General features: G+C 66.7%; 15 protein-coding genes. 7 read left to right on the forward strand and 8 right to left on the reverse strand.

Annotated elements, in window-relative coordinates; all coding sequences use genetic code 11:
* Positions 1-19: 19 nt before the first annotated feature.
* A complete protein-coding gene (locus tag ACSFBF_RS13410) occupies positions 20-919 on the reverse strand; it encodes a LysR family transcriptional regulator (RefSeq protein ID WP_435467662.1) in 900 nt (299 codons plus the stop codon).
* Between the two features lie 130 nt (positions 920-1,049).
* On the opposite strand from ACSFBF_RS13410, the gene ACSFBF_RS13415 reads away from it, so the two are divergent.
* Together ACSFBF_RS13415 and ACSFBF_RS13420 are read left to right on the forward strand one after the other, a co-directional pair.
* Positions 1,050-2,702: a sensor histidine kinase gene (locus ACSFBF_RS13415; protein WP_435467664.1), complete on the forward strand. Its 1,653-nt coding sequence runs from the start codon at positions 1,050-1,052 to the stop codon at positions 2,700-2,702.
* A complete protein-coding gene (locus ACSFBF_RS13420; RefSeq protein WP_435467666.1) occupies positions 2,699-3,385 on the forward strand; it encodes a response regulator transcription factor in 687 nt (228 codons plus the stop codon). The genes ACSFBF_RS13415 and ACSFBF_RS13420 overlap by 4 nt, the downstream gene beginning before the upstream one ends.
* A 28-nt stretch (positions 3,386-3,413) precedes the next feature.
* Here ACSFBF_RS13420 and ACSFBF_RS13425 read toward each other — a convergent pair whose 3' ends face one another.
* Entirely contained in the window at positions 3,414-5,102 is a 1,689-nt protein-coding gene (locus ACSFBF_RS13425; RefSeq protein ID WP_435467668.1) for a CehA/McbA family metallohydrolase domain-containing protein, read from the reverse strand.
* Positions 5,103-5,293: 191 nt separating this feature from the next.
* Here ACSFBF_RS13425 and ACSFBF_RS13430 point away from each other — a divergent pair, with 191 nt between their 5' ends.
* Positions 5,294-7,300 carry a putative bifunctional diguanylate cyclase/phosphodiesterase gene (locus tag ACSFBF_RS13430; RefSeq protein ID WP_435467670.1) on the forward strand — a complete coding sequence of 669 codons (2,007 nt, stop codon included), beginning with the start codon at positions 5,294-5,296 and terminating at the stop codon, positions 7,298-7,300.
* A 30-nt stretch (positions 7,301-7,330) separates the two neighbouring features.
* Here the strand turns inward: ACSFBF_RS13430 and ACSFBF_RS13435 are convergent, their stop codons facing one another.
* The 4 genes from ACSFBF_RS13435 to ACSFBF_RS13450 are packed head-to-tail and all read right to left on the reverse strand — an operon-like array spanning position 7,331 to position 12,007.
* The gene (locus ACSFBF_RS13435; protein WP_435467672.1) at positions 7,331-8,557 is read right to left on the reverse strand and encodes a M20 family metallopeptidase; all 1,227 of its coding nucleotides are present in this window, start codon (positions 8,555-8,557) and stop codon (positions 7,331-7,333) included.
* A 17-nt stretch (positions 8,558-8,574) separates the two neighbouring features.
* The gene (gene uraD, locus ACSFBF_RS13440) at positions 8,575-10,353 is read right to left on the reverse strand and encodes a 2-oxo-4-hydroxy-4-carboxy-5-ureidoimidazoline decarboxylase (RefSeq protein WP_435467674.1); all 1,779 of its coding nucleotides are present in this window, start codon (positions 10,351-10,353) and stop codon (positions 8,575-8,577) included.
* Positions 10,350-11,324, reverse strand: coding sequence for an allantoinase PuuE (gene puuE / locus ACSFBF_RS13445; protein WP_435467676.1), 975 nt, complete (start codon positions 11,322-11,324; stop codon positions 10,350-10,352). The genes uraD and puuE overlap by 4 nt, the downstream gene beginning before the upstream one ends.
* Positions 11,325-11,332: 8 nt before the next feature.
* Positions 11,333-12,007 carry a GntR family transcriptional regulator gene (locus ACSFBF_RS13450; protein WP_093058863.1) on the reverse strand — a complete coding sequence of 225 codons (675 nt, stop codon included), beginning with the start codon at positions 12,005-12,007 and terminating at the stop codon, positions 11,333-11,335.
* A 74-nt stretch (positions 12,008-12,081) separates the two neighbouring features.
* On the opposite strand from ACSFBF_RS13450, the gene uraH reads away from it, so the two are divergent.
* Positions 12,082-12,432 (forward strand): hydroxyisourate hydrolase, encoded by a 351-nt coding sequence (gene uraH / locus ACSFBF_RS13455; protein ID WP_435467678.1) that lies wholly within the window; start codon positions 12,082-12,084, stop codon positions 12,430-12,432.
* A gap of 2 nt (positions 12,433-12,434) precedes the next feature.
* On the opposite strand, the gene ACSFBF_RS13460 is transcribed toward uraH, so the two are convergent.
* Positions 12,435-12,932 (reverse strand): hypothetical protein, encoded by a 498-nt coding sequence (locus tag ACSFBF_RS13460; RefSeq protein WP_435467680.1) that lies wholly within the window; start codon positions 12,930-12,932, stop codon positions 12,435-12,437.
* Between the two features lie 56 nt (positions 12,933-12,988).
* Here ACSFBF_RS13460 and xdhC point away from each other — a divergent pair, with 56 nt between their 5' ends.
* The 3 genes from xdhC (at position 12,989) to ACSFBF_RS13475 (ending at position 16,640) form a co-directional block, all read left to right on the forward strand.
* Positions 12,989-13,798, forward strand: a complete 810-nt coding sequence (gene xdhC, locus ACSFBF_RS13465) for a xanthine dehydrogenase accessory protein XdhC (protein WP_435467682.1) — start codon at positions 12,989-12,991, stop codon at positions 13,796-13,798.
* Between the two features lie 218 nt (positions 13,799-14,016).
* Positions 14,017-15,222, forward strand: a complete 1,206-nt coding sequence (locus ACSFBF_RS13470; protein WP_435467684.1) for a urate hydroxylase PuuD — start codon at positions 14,017-14,019, stop codon at positions 15,220-15,222.
* 77 nt (positions 15,223-15,299) lie between these two features.
* Positions 15,300-16,640, forward strand: coding sequence for a glycerate kinase type-2 family protein (locus tag ACSFBF_RS13475; RefSeq protein WP_435467686.1), 1,341 nt, complete (start codon positions 15,300-15,302; stop codon positions 16,638-16,640).
* A gap of 9 nt (positions 16,641-16,649) precedes the next feature.
* Here ACSFBF_RS13475 and ACSFBF_RS13480 read toward each other — a convergent pair whose 3' ends face one another.
* Positions 16,650-17,237 (reverse strand): LURP-one-related family protein, encoded by a 588-nt coding sequence (locus ACSFBF_RS13480; protein ID WP_435467688.1) that lies wholly within the window; start codon positions 17,235-17,237, stop codon positions 16,650-16,652.
* Positions 17,238-17,395: the final 158 nt, after the last annotated feature.

Below are 17,395 nucleotides of genomic sequence, written 5' to 3' on the forward strand. Positions count from 1 at the left end.
CGAGCCGGTCAAGTCGGCATTACGCCGAACGTCGGCGAGTCGGTGTCGTTGCTTCGGCCGCATCGCGCAGGCACTGGGCGAAGTGCGCCACCACGGGCGGACTGGCGCGGGGCTTGCGATGAAGCAGGCCGATCTCGCGATGGAAGGTGAACTCGCCCAGCGAGACGATGCGCACCCCCGCAGGCATCGGAAGATGCGCCTCGACCAGCGGGACAAGTGCCACGCCCAGGCCTCTGGAGGCCAGGTGGATCAACCCGGGGATCTCGTCGATCTCGATGGCGTCGTTGACGGAAAGGCCTTCACGGCGGAGAAACGCCTCGACCATCCGCCCTCCGAACGAAGCCCTGTCGTAGCGAAGGAACGGCTGTTCCTGGATCAGCGCCCGCCAGTTCTTCGTTGCGGGCATGGCCTTGGGCACGACCAGCACGAAGGGCTCTTGCACCAGCGCCTGCCATGTCAGGTCGGGAGGCATTCCGAAGGGCGGGCGGATGATCACGGCCGCATCGATCTTGCCGGCGTCCAGATCGTCCATCAGACGCATCGAAACACCGGGCGACACATGCACGCGCACAAGGGGAAATGATTTGCGCAACTGCTCGAGCGCACGCGCCAGCAACGTAGGCTGCGCCGAGGCAATCGAGCCGATGCGAAGGAGCCCCCGCGTGGCGTCGTCTTGAGGGAGTTCGCCGAGCTTGGCGAACAGGGCACAGATTTCTTCCGCCCGCGGCAAGGTCGTCTGGCCCGCGACGTTCAAGGTGGCCGATCGGCCCGTCCGGTCGAAGAGCTCGAAGCCCAGGGCTTCTTCGAGCCGCTTCATCTGGCTGCTCACTGCCGATTGCGTGAGGCCGATCCGGTCGCCGGCTGCCGCGAAGGTGCCGAGCTTGCACACCGCAATGAAGGTCTTGAGTTCGTTGATCACGCCTGGAGCATCGCAAACATCGATGCTCGGGTCAATCGAGCTTCAACAGAAGTGATGGATGTCCGGCCATCCAACGGCCATGGGCTATTCTTCGCACCCTTCAAAGCAGGTATGCGCCTCGCACCGATCGATGCCTTCCATCAAATTCCGCTCGCGGCTCTCGCTGGCCTTTGCAGCCCTCGTTGCGCTGGTCTGCGTGCAGGCCGCGTTCATCTACCTGGGCTCCGAGCGCGTCACCTTCTATGCGCAGCACAGCCGGCTGGCGAGCGACATCCAGTCCGACCTGTTGGAGCTGTCCGCCAACAAGCAGCGGCTGCGGGTCTGGGCCTCGCTGCGGCTGATGAACGGCGATGCACCCATCGAGTCGCGCGACCGCTGGCTGGCCGGCATGCGCTCCAGCGCAGCCAGCCTGCGGGACCTGACGCAGCGCGACCTGGCCTGGTGGACCACCGTGACCTCGGCGCGGGGCACGCAGGTGCCCGAAGCGGTGAACCAGCTCGCGGCCAGCATCGACCTGCTCGATGCCAACATCGCCGCGGTCCAGGATCGCCTGCTGCAGCTCACGCCGCTGGAGTCGGGCGCGGAGTTTTCATCGGTGTGGCAGCAGATCAACCAGGTGTTCGACGTGACGCGCGGGCGCGATCTGCGCGAACTCGTCAACGGCGCGATCGAGCGACAGAAGCAGGCAGTGCCGGCCGCGCGCCTGGCCACCGAACACGCCATCGAAGTGCTGCGCCTGCAGGCCGTCGGCCTCGCTGTGCTGACCCTGGCCGCCGCGGTGCTGCTCGCCATTCGCCTGAACCGGCGGCTGCAGGCGCCCATCGCCAGCCTGCTGACCGGCACGCAGGCTTTGCAGGCTGGCCAGATGGACCATCGCATGGCGGTCGGCTCGGGTGATGAATTCGGCCAGGTGGCCGAGAACTTCAACGCCATGGCCGCCGAACTGCAGCAGCGCCGAAGCGATGCCGAAGCCGCACGGCACAAGCTCGAAGAAGCAGTGGACGCGCGCACGGCCGAGTTGCAGACCGCTCACGTCACGCTGCAGAACATCGATCAGCGCCGGCGCCAGTTGTTTGCCGACCTGAGCCACGAGTTGCGCACGCCGGCCACCGCCATCCGCGGCGAGGCCGAGATTGCGCTGCGCGGCACCGACAAGCCGCTGGCCGAATACAAGGAGACGCTGTCGCGCATCGTCGGCGGCGTGGAGCAGCTCGCGCGCGTGATCGACGACCTGATGCTGATCGCGCGCGCCGAGGCCGACCAGCTCGTCATGCGGCAGGACCAGGTGGACCTCGGCCTGCTGGTCGGCGATGCCGCCGAGCAGGCTGAGGCGCTGGGTGCGCTGCACGGCGTGGGGGTTCGCCTCGACGCCTCGCACGACGCGCAGCCGGGCATGCTTTACGTGCATGCCGATGCCGACCGGCTGCGCCAGGCCTTGGTGATCGTGCTCGACAACGCGGTGCGCTATTCGCGCTCGGGCGGCGAGGTTCGTATCGGCTGGCGTGAAGTCGATGGATGCGCGGAGATCGCGGTGCGCGACAAGGGCATAGGCATCGACGCCGACGAGTTGCCCACGGTGTTTCAGCGCTTCACGCGCGGGCAGCGCGCGCGGGCACACCGGGTCGACGGCACCGGCATTGGCTTGTCGATCGCACAGGCCATCGTTGCCGCGCACGAAGGTCGCATCGACATCGACAGCGAACCGTTCGTGGGCACGACGGTTCGCATCCGGCTGCCGCGCTTTGATGGCGCAGTTGCCCCCACAACGCCGGAGGCCGCATGAACAACATCCTCGTGGTCGAAGACGATCCGCGCGTGGCCGACTTTTTGCAGCGCGGCTTGCGCGCCGAAGGCTATGGCGTGCAGCTGGCCCGCACCGGCACCGAGGGCCTGGCGCTGGCGCGCGGCGGCGAGCCGGCGCTGCTCATCCTCGACCTGATGCTGCCCGGCATCAGTGGCCTGGAACTCTGCCAGACGATGCGCGCCGAAGGCCACCACGTGCCCGTGCTGATGCTCACGGCCATGAGCTCGCTGGAAGACAAGGTGAACGGCCTGCGGCTGGGCGCGGACGACTATCTGACCAAGCCCTTTGCCTTCGAGGAACTGCTCGCGCGCATCGAGGCGCTGCTGCGGCGCGGCCGCGAGCAGCGCGTGAAGGCGAGCAGCCTGCAGGTGGCCGACCTGGTGCTGGACCGCGAACGCATGCAGGTCACGCGGGCCGGACAGCCGATTGCGCTGACGGCGAAGGAGCTGGCCTTCCTGGAACTGCTGATGAGCGCACCCGGCCGCGTCTACAGCCGCGAGCGCATCCTTTCGAACGTGTGGGGCACCAACGAGGACCCGCTGACCAACGTGGTCGACGTCTATGTGCGCCGCCTCAGGGCCAAGATCGACGAGGGCCACCCGCTCGCGCTGCTCAAGACCGTGCGCGGCTTCGGCTACCGGCTCGACGCTCAGGAGACCTGAGCGTCCGGGTGCACGGGTGTGTGGGCTATTACAGCGCCGCGACCTTCACGAACACCGGGTTCGAGTAGAACCACAGATCGCTGTAGTTGCGCACGTTGATCGCATTGAAGCGCGCCACGTTGTCGGTGCCCGTGGTCTGTGCATCGGGCAACGGCTCGCCGGCGGCGGTTTCGTTGGGCACCTCGGTTCCCAGATTGGTGCCTCGCAGGCGGAAGTACTGGTTGTTGCCGGCCTTCACCGTGTAGCTCACTGCGAAGTAGCCGTCGGCGTCGAGCTTCCAGTCGTTGCGGGTGAAGCGCTTGAGCACGCGCGTCGACGGGTTGGTGTCGCGTGCGTAGCCCGGCGTGCCCGCCAGCTCGGGGCCGGTCACGTCGCCGGCGATCAGGTCGATGTGGTCGACCACCGGCTTCACGTTGGCGAAGTTGCCGCTGCCTAGCTGGTACTCGAAGTTGTTGCGCTCGGGGCTCTTGAAGCGGATGGTGATCTTCAGGTCTTCACCCGTCTTGGCCGCCACGTCCGAGCCCATTTCGCCAGAGCCCTTGGCGCTTTGCACCTTGAAGTCGAGCGCGTCGATCAGGCCGCCGTTCACCGCGAAGAGCTTGCCCGTGCGCAGGGCCGCGAGCAGCGACTTCGGGTCCTTGACGTCGCCCCACAGGTGGTTCCTGGCGTATTCGCCCGGCGCGTAGCCGCTGCTGTACTGGCCCTGCGAGGTGGTGAAGTGGTAGTCGGAGTCGGCCACGTTCCAGATGTGGCGGCCTTCGGACAGCAGCGCGTCCCAGGTGCCGCCGAGCTTGGCGACGAGGTAGTCGACGCCGCCGTAGGTGCGCGAAGGCAGGTTGGCCGGGATGTAGGCGCTGTTGTAGCCGCCGCGATCGGGCTCCATCTGGTTGCCGACCATGCCTTCGAGCGAGAACACGATGTTCGGCGCGAGGTCGTTCATCTCGCGCAGCTGGGCGATGGTGTACTTGCCGGGGTTGCGCGAAGGATGGTTGATCTGCAGGTAGCTGGTGTCGGGGTAGTTCTTCTTGAGCCAGGCGATCGCAGCGAGCGTCTCGGCGTGCGTGTCGTAGTTGACGCCGGCCTTCGGGCCCCAGGCGGTGACGTCGCCGGCCGGGAAGAGCGCGGCGGCGCGGTTGGTGAAGAGGTATTCGAACTGGCTCGCGGCCTTGAGCGCGGCATCCGACATGGGGTTGTCGGTCAGGATGCCGACGTTGCCGTGGTCATGCGAGGGCATGTCCCATTCGAAGGACGCGAAGATCGTCTTGTCGGCATATTTGCCGCCTGCCTGCAGCGCCTTGATGCGCGGCACCTGGTACTTGGCCATGCCTTCCGAGAACGGAATCTGCGCCGCCAGCTTGGTGCCGTTGTTGTCGTAGGAAGACAGGCGCAGGTGGTCGGACAGCGCCGCCCAGTCGAGCCCGAACTGGTCGAAGGCCTTGGCCAGCACCTGGTCGAGCGTGGAAATCTGCTGCGTGTCGTCCGACTGCATCGTGTGGATGTGCAGGTCGCCGACGGTCCAGCGGCCGGGCGGTACGGGATCGGCGGCGGGCGCGGGGGCAGGCGCGGGCGCGACGGCCGCCGGGGTGCTGGGCGCCACAGGGAAGAAGGCTGGGCCGCTGGAGTCTCCGCCGCCACAGCCGGCCAGCATGAGCGTGCCGATGGCGAGGGTGGAGAACAGCGAGCGGCGGAACGGGAGGGGAGTCGGAAGGATGGACATGGCGGTCTGAAAAAAGTGACGCGCACCTGAAGTGCGCGTGTCGAAGGAAGTCGCCGAGTCTCGAATGGCGCCATGACGCTTCGATGAAAGCAAAACGAAAGTTCGTTGTTTTCGCGCCCGCAACCGGGCCGCCGGATGGCTTGCCCTCTATAAACTGTGCCCCTTCCATGATCCCCAGCGCGCCTGTCCCCTTGCCCACCGCGTCCGTCGACGATGGAGTGCTGTCGCGCATGGTGCGCACCGATCAGCTCGTGACGGTGCGCCGCAGCGTTCTCTCGGCCATTCCGATCAGCGTGGTGCTGAGCTTCACCGCGGCGCTGGTCGCCCTCAATGCCGGCCGCGCGTTCGAAGGGCTGAGCTGGCTGCTGCTGTCGCTCATGGTGAACGGGGTGCGCAGCTACATCTGCCGCTGGCCATTCGCGCCGTCGCCCGGCGCCGAGCCCGGCAGTGGCGTTGCGACCTCGCCGGACGGCCGCCCGGTCGAATGGCACCTGCGCATCGCTGCGGTTCTGGCTGCGGTGTCGGGCTGTGTGTGGGCCCTCATTCCGTTTCTGTGCGACGGCTACTCATCGCCGCATGCGGTGTTCTACCTGACGGTGGTGTGCGGCATCTGCGCGGGTGCGGTCACCTATGGCATTGCCTATGCGCTCGTGCCCATCAGCTTCATCACGCCGGCGCTACTGTCGGTGGTGGGTTGCCTGATTTATGCAGGCGGCTTCGACAACCTTAGCCTGGCGGCGATGGTGTTGCTGTACCTCGCGGCACTGGTGCGCGGTGCGCTGCACAGTGACAGGACCTTCCGCGAAGGAAGCCGCCTGCGCAACGAAGCCACCGCAATGGCCGCACAGCTGCGGCTGGTGCACGCGATGTCACTGGACGCCACGCAGCAGCTGGCCTTCCGGGCCTCGCACGATTCGCTCACCGGCCTGCTCAACCGCGAAGGCTTCACCGAGGCGGCGACGCTGCACATCGCCGCACCCGGCGGCGGCCAGCATGGCCTGCTGCTGCTGGACCTCGACGGCTTCAAGGCGGTGAACGACGCCTTCGGCCACAAGGTCGGCGACCGCGTGCTGCAGGACGTGGCCCGCTGGCTGCAGCGGGAGACCGCCGACATGCAGGCCGTGCTCGGCCGCTGGGGCGGCGACGAGTTCGCGGTGCTCTACAGCCTGCAGGACGAGCGGCAGGCGCCCACGGCCATTGCGCAGGCGCTGATCCGTTCGATTTCCTTCGCCACTGCGCACTACGGCGGCCACCTGGGCGTGAGCATTGGCATCTCCGTCTCGGGCGATGCCGAGATCGCCGACATGCTCAGCTTTGCCGACGAGGCGCTCTACGAGGCCAAGCGCACCGGGCGCAACCGCTACCAGGTCTTCGACAAGGCGCTCAACCAGCGGCTGGCCACGCGCCGGGACGTGGAGCGTGACCTGCTCCATGCCATCGAGGCGCGCGACATCGGCGTGTGGTACCAGCCGATCATGAACAGCGACGGCCGCGAGGTCCACAGCCTCGAGGCGCTGATGCGCTGGAACCATCCGCGCCACGGCCACATTGCCCCCGAAGAGGTGATCTACGCGGCAGCGAGCACCGGTGTGGCCGAGCCGCTGCTGCGGCATCTGGTCGACGAGGTCTGCCTGGGCATGCGCCAGCTGGAGGCCGCGGGCTCCAGCCTGGCCGCCGTGCCGGTTGCCATCAATGTCTCGCCGCGCGAGATGGCGCAGCTGGCGGTCGACGACATCGTGCTCGGCATGCTGAAGGCGCGCGGCGTGGCACCGCGCCGGCTGCAGATCGAGATCACGGAAGAGGTGGCGCTCGACACCCATGCCACGCGCAGTCGGCTGAGCGCGCTGTCGGCCGCGGGCGTGGCAATCGTGGTCGATGACTTCGGCGTGGGCTATTCGTCGTTGGCGTCACTGCGCAGCGAGTACGTGCGGCAGGTGAAGATCGACCGCAGCTTCATCCTCGGCCTGTCGTCCTCGCCGGGCAACGTGGTGCTGGTGGACGCCATCGTCCAGCTCGGCCGCTCGCTGAACATCCAGGTGGTTGCCGAGGGCGTGGAAACGCAGGACGAGCTCGATGCCCTGCACGCGATGGGCTGCCGGCTGGTGCAGGGCTATCACCTGGCGCGGCCCGCGCCGCTGCCCGAGGTGATGGCATGGGCCGCGGCGCGCTCGGCGCCCGCAGCCGTCAAGGTCATCTGAGCCGGATCAGGATCAGGATCAGGATCAGGATCAGGCCAGCAGGTCGCTGAGCGTGCGCGCGATCACTTTGGTGGCGCGTCGCAGGTCTTCGAGCACCACGCGCTCGTCGCTGCGCTTGGCGTGCGATTCGAGCACCGTGCGCGGGCCGGCACCGTAGATCACGCCGGGAATGCCGGCTTCGACGTACAGGCGCACGTCGGTGTACAGCGGCGTGCCCATGGCCTTGATGGGCTCGCCGAACAGTTCGCCGCCGTGCTTCTGAATCGCATCGACCAGCGGCTTGTTGCCGGCCAGCGGCTTCATCGAATTGGCGAGCAGCAGGCGCTTGATTTCGACGGTGATGCCCGCGCTCTCGGCGGCGGCATCGGCAATCACCTTGCGGATCGCGGCTTCGACTTCGACCGGGTTCTCTTCGGGGATCATGCGGCGGTCGAGCTTGAACATGACCTTGCCGGGTACCACGTTGGTGTTGGTACCGCCTTCGATGCGGCCCACGTTGAGGTACGGGTGCGTGATGCCCTCGACCTTCGACGTGACCTGCTGGTAAAGCGTGTTCTGCGCATACAGCGCGTTGAGGATCTTCACGGCGCCTTGCAGCGCGTCGATGCCGGTGGCCGGCACGGCGGCGTGGGCCATCTTGCCGTGCACCGTCACTTCCATCTGCAGGCAGCCGTTGTGCGCGGTGACCACTTCGTAGCTGAAGCCGGCCGCGATCATCAGATCGGGCTTGGTCAGGCCTTTTTCGAGCAGCCAGCCCGGGCCGAGGATGCCGCCGAATTCTTCGTCGTAGGTGAAGTGCAGCTCGACGCTGCCCTTGGTCGGCTTGGCCACCGCTTCGAGCGCACGCAGCGCGAAGGTGAAGCTGGCGAAGTCGCTCTTGCTGACTGCTGCTGCACGGCCATAGAGGCTGCCGTCGGCGATTTCGCCGCCGTATGGGTCATGCGTCCAGCCTTCGCCCGGGGGCACCACGTCGCCGTGGGCGTTCAGGGCCACGGTGCGGCCTTCATTGCCGTACTTGCGGCGCACGATCAGGTTGGTGATCGATTCGAGGCCGTAGTCCTTCACTTCCTGCGCGGGCACGGAGTGCTTCTCGGCGTCGAGGCCGAAGTCTTTCAGCAGCTCGGCGGTGCGCTCGGCGTGCGGCGCGTTGTTGCCTGGCGGTGTGTCGGTGGGCACCTGCACCAGTTGCTGCAGGAATTGCACTTCCTCGTCGAAGTGCGCGTCGATCCAGGCGTCGAGCTTGGCGTAGTCGGTCATGGTTGTTCTTCTGTGAATCAGTGGGCTTGTTCGGTGGCGAGGTTTTCCAGCAGCAGCTGGAAGGCCTGCACTGCGAGCTGGATGTCGTCGTTGGTGCTCGATTCGAGCGGGTTGTGGCTGATGCCCGAGTTGATGCCGCGCACGAACAGCATGGCCTGCGGCATCACCTCGTGCAGCTTCATCGCGTCGTGGCCGGCGCCGCTGGGCATGCGGAAGAGCGGAATGCCCAGCGTATCGACCGCCTTCTCCCAGCGCTGCTGCCATGTGGGCGCGCTGGGTGCGGCGGCGGCGCGCATCGTCTCTTCGAGCTCGTAGCGCACGCCGCGGCGCTCGCAGATGTCTTTCAGCGCGTTGACCACGTCGGTGGCCAATGCATCGCGCTGCGCGTTATTGGGCGCGCGCAGGTCGAGGCTGAACTTGCAGCGGCCCGGCACCACGTTGATCGAGCCGCTGGGCACTTCGAGCATGCCGACGGTGCCGACCGAGTCGCCGTCTTTCGCGGCGCGCTGCTCGGTGTAGAGGATCAGCTCGGCCACGGCTGCTGCGGCGTCGCGGCGGCGGTCCATGGGCGTGGTGCCGGCGTGGCTGGCCATGCCGATCACTTCGCCCACGTAGCGCACGCTGCCGTTGATGGAGGTGACGATGCCCAGCGGCAGGTCGAGCTCGGTCAGCACTGGGCCCTGCTCGATATGCACTTCGACGAAGCCGAGGTAGCGTGCCGGATCGCGCTGGATCTTCGGGATATCTTCCTGCTTCAGGCCCGCTTGCTGCATGGCCTCGCGCATGGTGATGCCGTCGACGTCCTTCTGGTCGAGCCAGCGCTGGTCGAAGTGCCCGATGAGCGCGCCCGAACCCAGGAAGGTTGCCTTGTAGCGCTGGCCTTCTTCTTCGGCGAAGCCCACCACCTCGAAGGCGAAGGGCAGGCGCTTGTTCTGCCGCTTGAGTTCGCGCACGCAGGCCATCGGCACGAAGATGCCGAGGCGTCCGTCGTACTTGCCGCCGTTGCGCACGGTGTCGTAGTGCGAGCCGGTGAGCAGGGTCTTGGCGCCGGGCGTCGAGCCTTCATAGCGGCCGACCACGTTGCCCACGGCGTCGATGTGCACGGAGTCGAAGCCCACGTCGCGCATCAGCGCGCTGATCTGCGCGGCGCAGGCGCGGTGCGCGTCGGTCAGGTAGGTGACGGTGAGCTGGCCCTTCTCGGCATAGCCCGGGTCGGTGTGCACCGAGAGCTGTTCCTGCCAGTCCCACACATCATTGCCGAGCGCGACGTCGGCGGCGAACTTGTCGTCGAGGCGGATCTCCGCAATGCGATGGATGTTGCGCAGCGCCTCGCCGAGTTCGAAGTCAGGGTGGTTGTACAGCCGGCGCGCAAAGGTGTCGATGATCTCGCGCTTGGGCAGCCCCGTGCCGCGCGGGCCGCGCACAGCGAGGATGAACGGAAAGCCGAACTTCGCGTTGTAGTCGGCGTTGAGTTGCTGGATCTTCGCGAACTCCTCGGGCGTGCAGTCGGTCAGGCCGGCCTTGCTCTGCTCGTTGGTCGATTCGGCCGTCAGCGTCTTGCTGACCATGGCCTTGCCTGCGAGTTCGGGGTGGGCGCGGATGAGGCCGATCTGCTCCTCGGCCGATGAAGCGGCCAGCGCCTGCACCAGCGCATGCTTGAGATGCGCGAGCGAGCGGAACGGGCGAGCGGCCAGGGCGCGCTGAGCGATCCAGGGTGAGTGCTCGTAGATGCCGTCGAGCAGCGCGACGGCTGCGGCCGGCACGGCGGCGTTGAGTTGGGCGATGGTGAGGCTCATGATGCGGCTCCGGCAATAGCTCCGGTTTCGAAGGGGTGCGCCTGCTTCCAGTGGCGCGCGATATCGACGCGCCGGCAGACCCACGCGCGGTCGTGCTGTGCGATGTGATCGAGAAAACGCTGCAGCGCCGTGATGCGGCCCGGCCGCCCGAGCAGGCGGCAGTGCATGCCGATGCTCATCATCTTCGGGCTGTTGTCGCCGTTCGGGTCGCCTTCGGCGTACAGGGCGTCGAAGGTGTCCTTCATGTACTGGAAGAACGGGTCGGCGTGCGAATAGCCCTGCGGCAGCGCGAAGCGCATGTCGTTGCAGTCGAGCGTGTAGGGCACGATGAGCTGAGGCACCACGGTGCCGTCGGTCTTTTGCACCTTCATCCAGAAGGGCAGGTCGTCGCCGTAGTAGTCGCTGTCGTATTCGAAGCCACCGTAGTCGGCCACGAGGCGGCGCGTGCGCGGGCTGTCGCGGCCGGTGTACCAACCCAGGGCGCGTTCGCCGGTGAGCTTTTCAATCGCTTCCATGCCCAGGCGCATGTGCTCGCGCTCTGTGGCTTCGTCGAGGTTCTGGTAGTGGATCCAGCGCCAGCCGTGGCAGGCGATCTCGTGGCCCAGCTCCTTGAAGGCGGCGGTCAGCTCGGGGTAGCGTTGCAGCGCCATGCCCACGCCGAATACGGTGAGCGGCAGGCCACGCTTTTCGAACTCACGCAGGATGCGCCATACGCCGGCACGCGAGCCGTACTCGTAGATGCCTTCCATGCTGATGTGCCGGTCGGGAAAGCTGGCCGGGTTGAACATCTCGGAGAGGAACTGCTCGGAGCCCGCATCGCCGTGCAGCGTGGCGTTCTCGCCGCCTTCCTCGTAGTTGAGGACGAACTGCACCGCGACGCGCGCACCGCCCGGCCATTGGGCGTGGGGCGGGTTGCGGCCGTAGCCGACGAGGTCGCGCGGGTAGGGCAGGGTGGTGTCGTAGACGGTCATGGTGTAGATCAGGACAGCGCGAGTGAGATGTCGTTGGTGGGCACCTTGCGGTCGAACGTGAGATTGGCCTCGACGTGCTCCAGGTGTTCGGTCATGAGGCGTACGGCGCGTTCTTCATCGCGCGCGGCCAGCGCCTTCACGATGTCGGCATGCTCGTCGTTGGAGTGCTCGGCTGCGCTGGCGCTCTGGTACATGAGCGTGATGAGGGCGCAGCGCGAGATGAGCTCGCCGAGGATCTGCGCCAGCACCTGGTTGCCCATGAGCTCGGCCATGCGCACGTGGAAGTCGCCGAGCAGTTCGGTGCGGCCCGAAATGTCTTCGCCCGACACGGCGGATTTTTCGAGCGCAACGTGCTCCTTCAGCGCCTTGATCTTGGCGGGCGTGACGGTGCGCACGAACTCGCGCGTCATCTCGGCCTCGAGCATGCGGCGCACGGCGAACACCTGCTTGGCCTCGTCGACGGCCGGTGCGGCCACGAAGGCCCCGCGCGCGGGTTCGAGCCGGATGAGCTTGTTCTGCGACAGCTGGAACAGCGCCTGTCGCACCAGCGTGCGCGACACGCCGAAATGATCGGCCAGCTTCTGCTCGGCCAGTTTGGTGCCGGGCTGAAGCCGATGCTCGACGATGGCCTTCGTGAGGGCATCGACGATCGAACGGGTGGTGGAGGACTCCATGTTTTTCATGATAGACCCAAAGCCGGTAACTGTATACACTTTTGTCCACCGGAATTTCCCGCACCCATTTCAAGGAGCGCCCCATGGGCCTGAGCACTCACGTACTGGACACGATGCATGGCGGCCCCGCGGCCGGCATGGAGGTTGCGCTGTACACCACCGACGGCGACGCCGCGACGCTGGTGAAGCGCTTCACGCTGAATTCGGACGGCCGCAGCGACGGCCCGCTGTACGACAACAACTCGTTGAAGGCCGGCACCTACCGGCTGGTGTTCGATGTGGCGGGTTATTTCAAGGTCCGCGGCGTCAAGCTGCCGGAGCCCAATTTCCTGAACAAGGTGTCGCTGGACTTCGGCGTGGCGCACACCGACCAGCACTACCACGTGCCCCTGCTCGTCAGTCCGTGGAGCTACTCCACGTACCGGGGCTCCTGAGGTCAGTCACCTTGTTGCTGCCCCTCTGTCAGGGTGTCGAGCTGAAAGCGCCCGCTCTTGTCCCACAGCCAGGTGTCGGTCCACGTGACTGCGCCGAGGCGGGTGGCGGCGGGGAAGGGCGCGGCCTGCAGCACGAAACGCTCGATCTCGGCGACCACTTCGGGCGCATGCTGGGGCGCGCGCAGCCAGTGCATCGAGACCACCTTGCCGCCAGCATCCAGATTCACCTGCAGCGTACCGACCGCATAGAGCATGGGCGGCAGTTGCCCACCGTAGATGCGCGAGCGGTTGATGTCGTAGATGTGGCGCGCCGCATCGCGGCGGTAGTCGCGCGCCGTGGCGGCGTTCGAGGCGCGGGGCACGCGGCCGGATGCGCTGGAAGGGGAGGCACTGCTCAACTGGCCGGGCACGGCGCCAGGGCTGCCGCAGCCGGCCAGCCAGAGTGCGGAAAGAACGGAAGCGGCAAGTGCGAGGCGGCGGGGCGTAAGCTGGCGATTCATCGCCGGGTTTATACCGTGAGTCTTCACGGGCCCGGCAACCGAAGGTATCGACAACGATGAGCGGTGCGGTCGATCAACTGCTGGCACGTCTTCGCCACGAAGACGCGGTGCTGGTGCGCGTCGAATCGACGCAGGGCTCGGCGCCGCGCGAGGCCGGCACCTGGATGGCGGTGTGGGCCGATGCGCTCACGGCCACCATCGGCGGCGGACAGCTCGAATTCCAGGCCACGAAAGAAGCACGCGAAATGCTGGCCGGCACGCGCGCGCCCTTCGACGGCATCCAGCGCTACCCGCTGGGCCCGAGCCTGGGGCAGTGCTGCGGTGGCGTGATGTTCCTGTCGTACGAGCGCGTCACTGCCGCCGATGCGCCAAGGCTGCAGCGCGAACTGGTCGCGCAACTCAAGCCCGTGGCGCTGTTCGGCGGCGGCCATGTGGGGGCGGCACTGGCGCGGCTGCTGGCCGCGTTGCCGTTTGCAGTGCGCTGGATCGACAGCCGCGACGGCGTGTTCCCCGAAGAATTGCCCGCGCAGATCGACACCGAACATTCAGAACCCGTGCAGGACGCCGTGGCCGCGCTGGCGCCGGGCAGCCGCGTGCTCATCATGAGCTTCAGCCATGCCGAAGACCTAGACATCGTCATCGCCTGCCTGAAGCGCCTGCGCGAGCGCAACGACTTGCCCTACGTCGGCCTGATCGGCAGCAAGACCAAGTGGGCCACCTTCAGCCATCGGCTCGAAGCGCGGGGCTTCACCGCTGACGAACTGGCCCGCATCACCTGCCCGATCGGCGTGCCCGGCATCACGGGCAAGGAGCCCGAGGTGATCGCCGTGGCAGTGGCGGCACAGTTGTTGCAATCGTTGGGCTGAACAGGGTTTTCCCGGCGGCCGCCGCCCCAAAAAACAGCCCCGTCCTTTGTCAAAACTGTATACACTTTCGGTCCACAACAAGCCGCAGCGGAGCGAGGCCCATTTTTCCATGGAGCCTGCGTTCGCGGCACTTTCTCTGCTTACAGCGCCCGCGGTGGTGAGCAGGCTGAAACCCCTCCTTGGCGCCCCCACGCGCCGACTGGGTTGAGAGAGAGCACATGGAAAGCTATTACCTCGACTGGGCCAACCTGCTGCTGCGCTGGGTCCACGTCATCACCGCCATCGCCTGGATCGGCGCCTCCTTCTACTTCGTGATGCTGGACAACAGCCTCGAGAAGCCGCAGGACCAGGAATCGCTCGACAAGGGCGTGGGCGGCGAGCAATGGGCCGTGCACGGCGGCGGCTTCTACAACATGCAGAAGTACGCGCTGGCGCCCAAGAAGCTGCCGGACCACCTGCACTGGTCGTACTGGGAGAGCTATTCGACCTGGATCACGGGTTTCACGCTCTTCACCATGTCGTACCTGTGGAACGCGAGCACGTACCTCATCGACAAGTCGAAGATGGACTGGCAGCCCGGTGCCGCCATTGCCGTTGCACTGGCCTTCTTCGTGGTGTTCTGGATGGTGTACGACGGTATCTGCCAGGTCTTCGGGCGCCGCAAGCACGGCGACACCATCGTCGGCGTGCTGATCGCGATCTTCATCGCCTTCGCGACCTGGCTGGCTTGCCAGTGGTTCGCGGGCCGCGCGGCCTTCTTGCTGGTGGGCGCGATGATGGCCACGACCATGAGCGGCAACGTGTTCTTCTGGATCATTCCCGGCCAGCGCAAGAACGTGGCGGCGCTGCGCGAGGGCAAGCCGGTTGACCCGGTGCACGGCCAGCGCGGCAAGCAGCGCAGCGTGCACAACACCTACTTCACGCTGCCGGTGCTGTTCGCGATGCTGAGCAACCACTACAGCTTTACCTACACGCACAAGTACAACTGGATCGTGCTGCTGCTGATCATGCTCGGCGGCGCGGCGATTCGTCAGTTCTTCGTGGTGCGGCACCGCTTCAAGCTGGGCAATGCGGGCAACCCGCTGCCTTACGCGCTGGTCGGCATCGTGGTGCTGGGCCTGACCATCGTCTGGATGAAGCCTGAACCCGTGGCGGCGCCTGCGGTGGCTGCCGCCGCGCCCGCCGTGCCGTTCAAGGACGTGCAGAAGGTGCTCGAGCAGCGCTGCTTCATGTGCCACGGCGCGGCCGTGCAGATGAAGAACGTGCGCGTCGATTCGCCGGAGCAAGTGGCCGCGCATTCGCAGGCGATCTACCAGCAGGTGGTGGTCACGAAGATCATGCCGATGAACAACGCGACCGGCATCACCGACGAGGAGCGGGCCCTCATCAGCCGCTGGTTCCAGGCCGGCGCAAAGACCAACTAGACAGGCAGAAGTTGACCGGCGGCAAGAGGGCGGGTCACGGTCCGCAGCACAATCGCCGGATTGGAGACAAAGCAGCAATGACCGCATCGAACCCCGCCTTCGGCCCCGCCCCCGATCCGCGCGAAGCCCCGCGCGCTTTCCTCGAACACCTCTACCGCGTGGCGGTGGACCGCGCGCTGCCGCTGTCCACGCTGGGCGCCCACCTGCCGCCGCCGCCCCAGGGCCGCACGCTGGTGCTGGGTGCCGGCAAGGCAGGCGGCTCGATGGTGCAGGCGCTCGAGGCCCTGTGGCCGGCCGATGCACCGCTGTCGGGGTTGGTCGTCACGCGCTACGACCACATTCCGCCGCGGCCCGAAGGCGTGCCGCAGCGCATCGAGATCGTCGAGGCCGCGCACCCCGTGCCCGACGCGGCAGGCCAGCAGGCCGCCGAGCGCATCCTCGCGCTGACTCAGGGCCTGACGGCCGACGACCTCGTGCTGTGCCTGATCTCGGGCGGCGGATCGTCGCTGCTGGTGTTGCCGGCCGAAGGCCTGACGCTGGCCGACAAGCAGCGCATCAACAAGCAACTGCTCGAAAGCGGCGCAGGCATCGGCGAGATGAACTGCGTGCGCAAGCATCTGTCGCGCATCAAGGGTGGCCGGCTGGCAGCGGCATGCGCGCCGGCCCGCGTGGTGACGCTGACGATCAGCGACGTGCCCGGCGACGACGCAGCCGTCATCGCCAGCGGCCCGACGGTGCCCGACGCCACCACTTGCGCCGAGGCGCTCGCCATCCTCGACCGCTACGGCATCGAAGTGCCCGCGCCGGTGCGTGCGCAGCTCGAAAGCGGCGAACTCGAAACGCCCAAGCCGCACGACGCCGTGTTCAAGGGCCACGAGACACACATGATCGCCACGCCGCAGCAGTCGCTCGAAGCGGCGGCCAGGGCGGCGCGCGAGGCCGGCATCGAGGCGCACATCCTCAGCGACGAAATGGAAGGCGAATCGCGCGAAGTCGGCAAGGTGCATGCCGCGCTGGCGCGCGCCGTGGCGCACCGCGGCGAGCCGTTCGCGCGGCCCTGCGTGATTCTTTCGGGCGGCGAGACCACGGTGACGATCCGCCCCCGCCAGCCAGGCCAGGCCAAGGGCCGCGGCGGGCGGGCCGGCGAGTTCTGCATGGGGCTGGCCGGCGCGCTCATGGGCCAGCCGCAGGTGTGGGCGCTGGCCGCCGATACCGACGGCATCGACGGCGTGGAAGACAACGCGGGCGCTTTCGTCACGCCCGACACGCTGGCGCGCGCCACGGCCGCGGGAAAAAAGCTGTCGGACCATCTCGACCGCAATGACGCCTACGGCTACTTCGACGCCATCGGCGATCTGTTCGTGACCGGCCCGACCCACACCAACGTCAACGACTTCCGCGCGTTGCTGGTGTTGTAAGGAGCCTTCTTACTCCTTCAGCACCATGTCGATGCACATCACCGCCGCCACGATCAGCAGGCGGCGGGCGTCGTTGGCTGGCACGCCCGGATCGATCGACAGCATGTAGTTGTCGGCGGTGGTGAAGAGCTCCTTGCCCAGCCCCGCCCATTTCTTGGAGACGGCGGCAAACTCGCTGCTGCCCTGCACGAAGCGGAAATCCCAGCTGGTCCACTTGCCCTTGAGCGTGCAGGCGATCTGCTCCTGAGCGTCGAGCACGTCGAACTTGCCGCCGATGGAAAAGAGCTTCTGCTTGAACGAGCCAACGACCTGGTCGTTGCCGTCCAGCACCTGCACCTTCGACAGGAAGATGGACACGCCTCGCTTGACCGACAGCACCTTCTGCCCCTCGGGCGTCGACACCACCACGTCGAACGGCGTGAAGCGCTTGTAGTCGGTGAAGCGCAGCAGCTTGCTGAAGAAGCCGAGGTTCGGTTCGCGGCACTCCAGAATTTTCTGTTGCGAATTCGGGTCGAAGATGTCGTAGTTGTTGGCCGCCTTGAAGATGCCGACGTGTTCCTTGATGAAAAACAGGTTGTTGCGCAGCGCTGCGTGCATGGATTTCCCTCGTCCTCTGTGTGTTTGTGTGACGGGGATTATGTTCGGCGCGCATGACGGCCCCGTTCCCCGCCCATTCCCCGCCCGTGCCCGCCGGCGGGCGAGGTTTGTGAACTCGGGTTAATCTATACCCCCGGCGGCCTGTGGCTGCCGTTGAA

It is taken from the genome of Variovorax nivicola (genome assembly GCF_051216475.1).
Lineage (GTDB): Bacteria > Pseudomonadota > Gammaproteobacteria > Burkholderiales > Burkholderiaceae_C > Variovorax.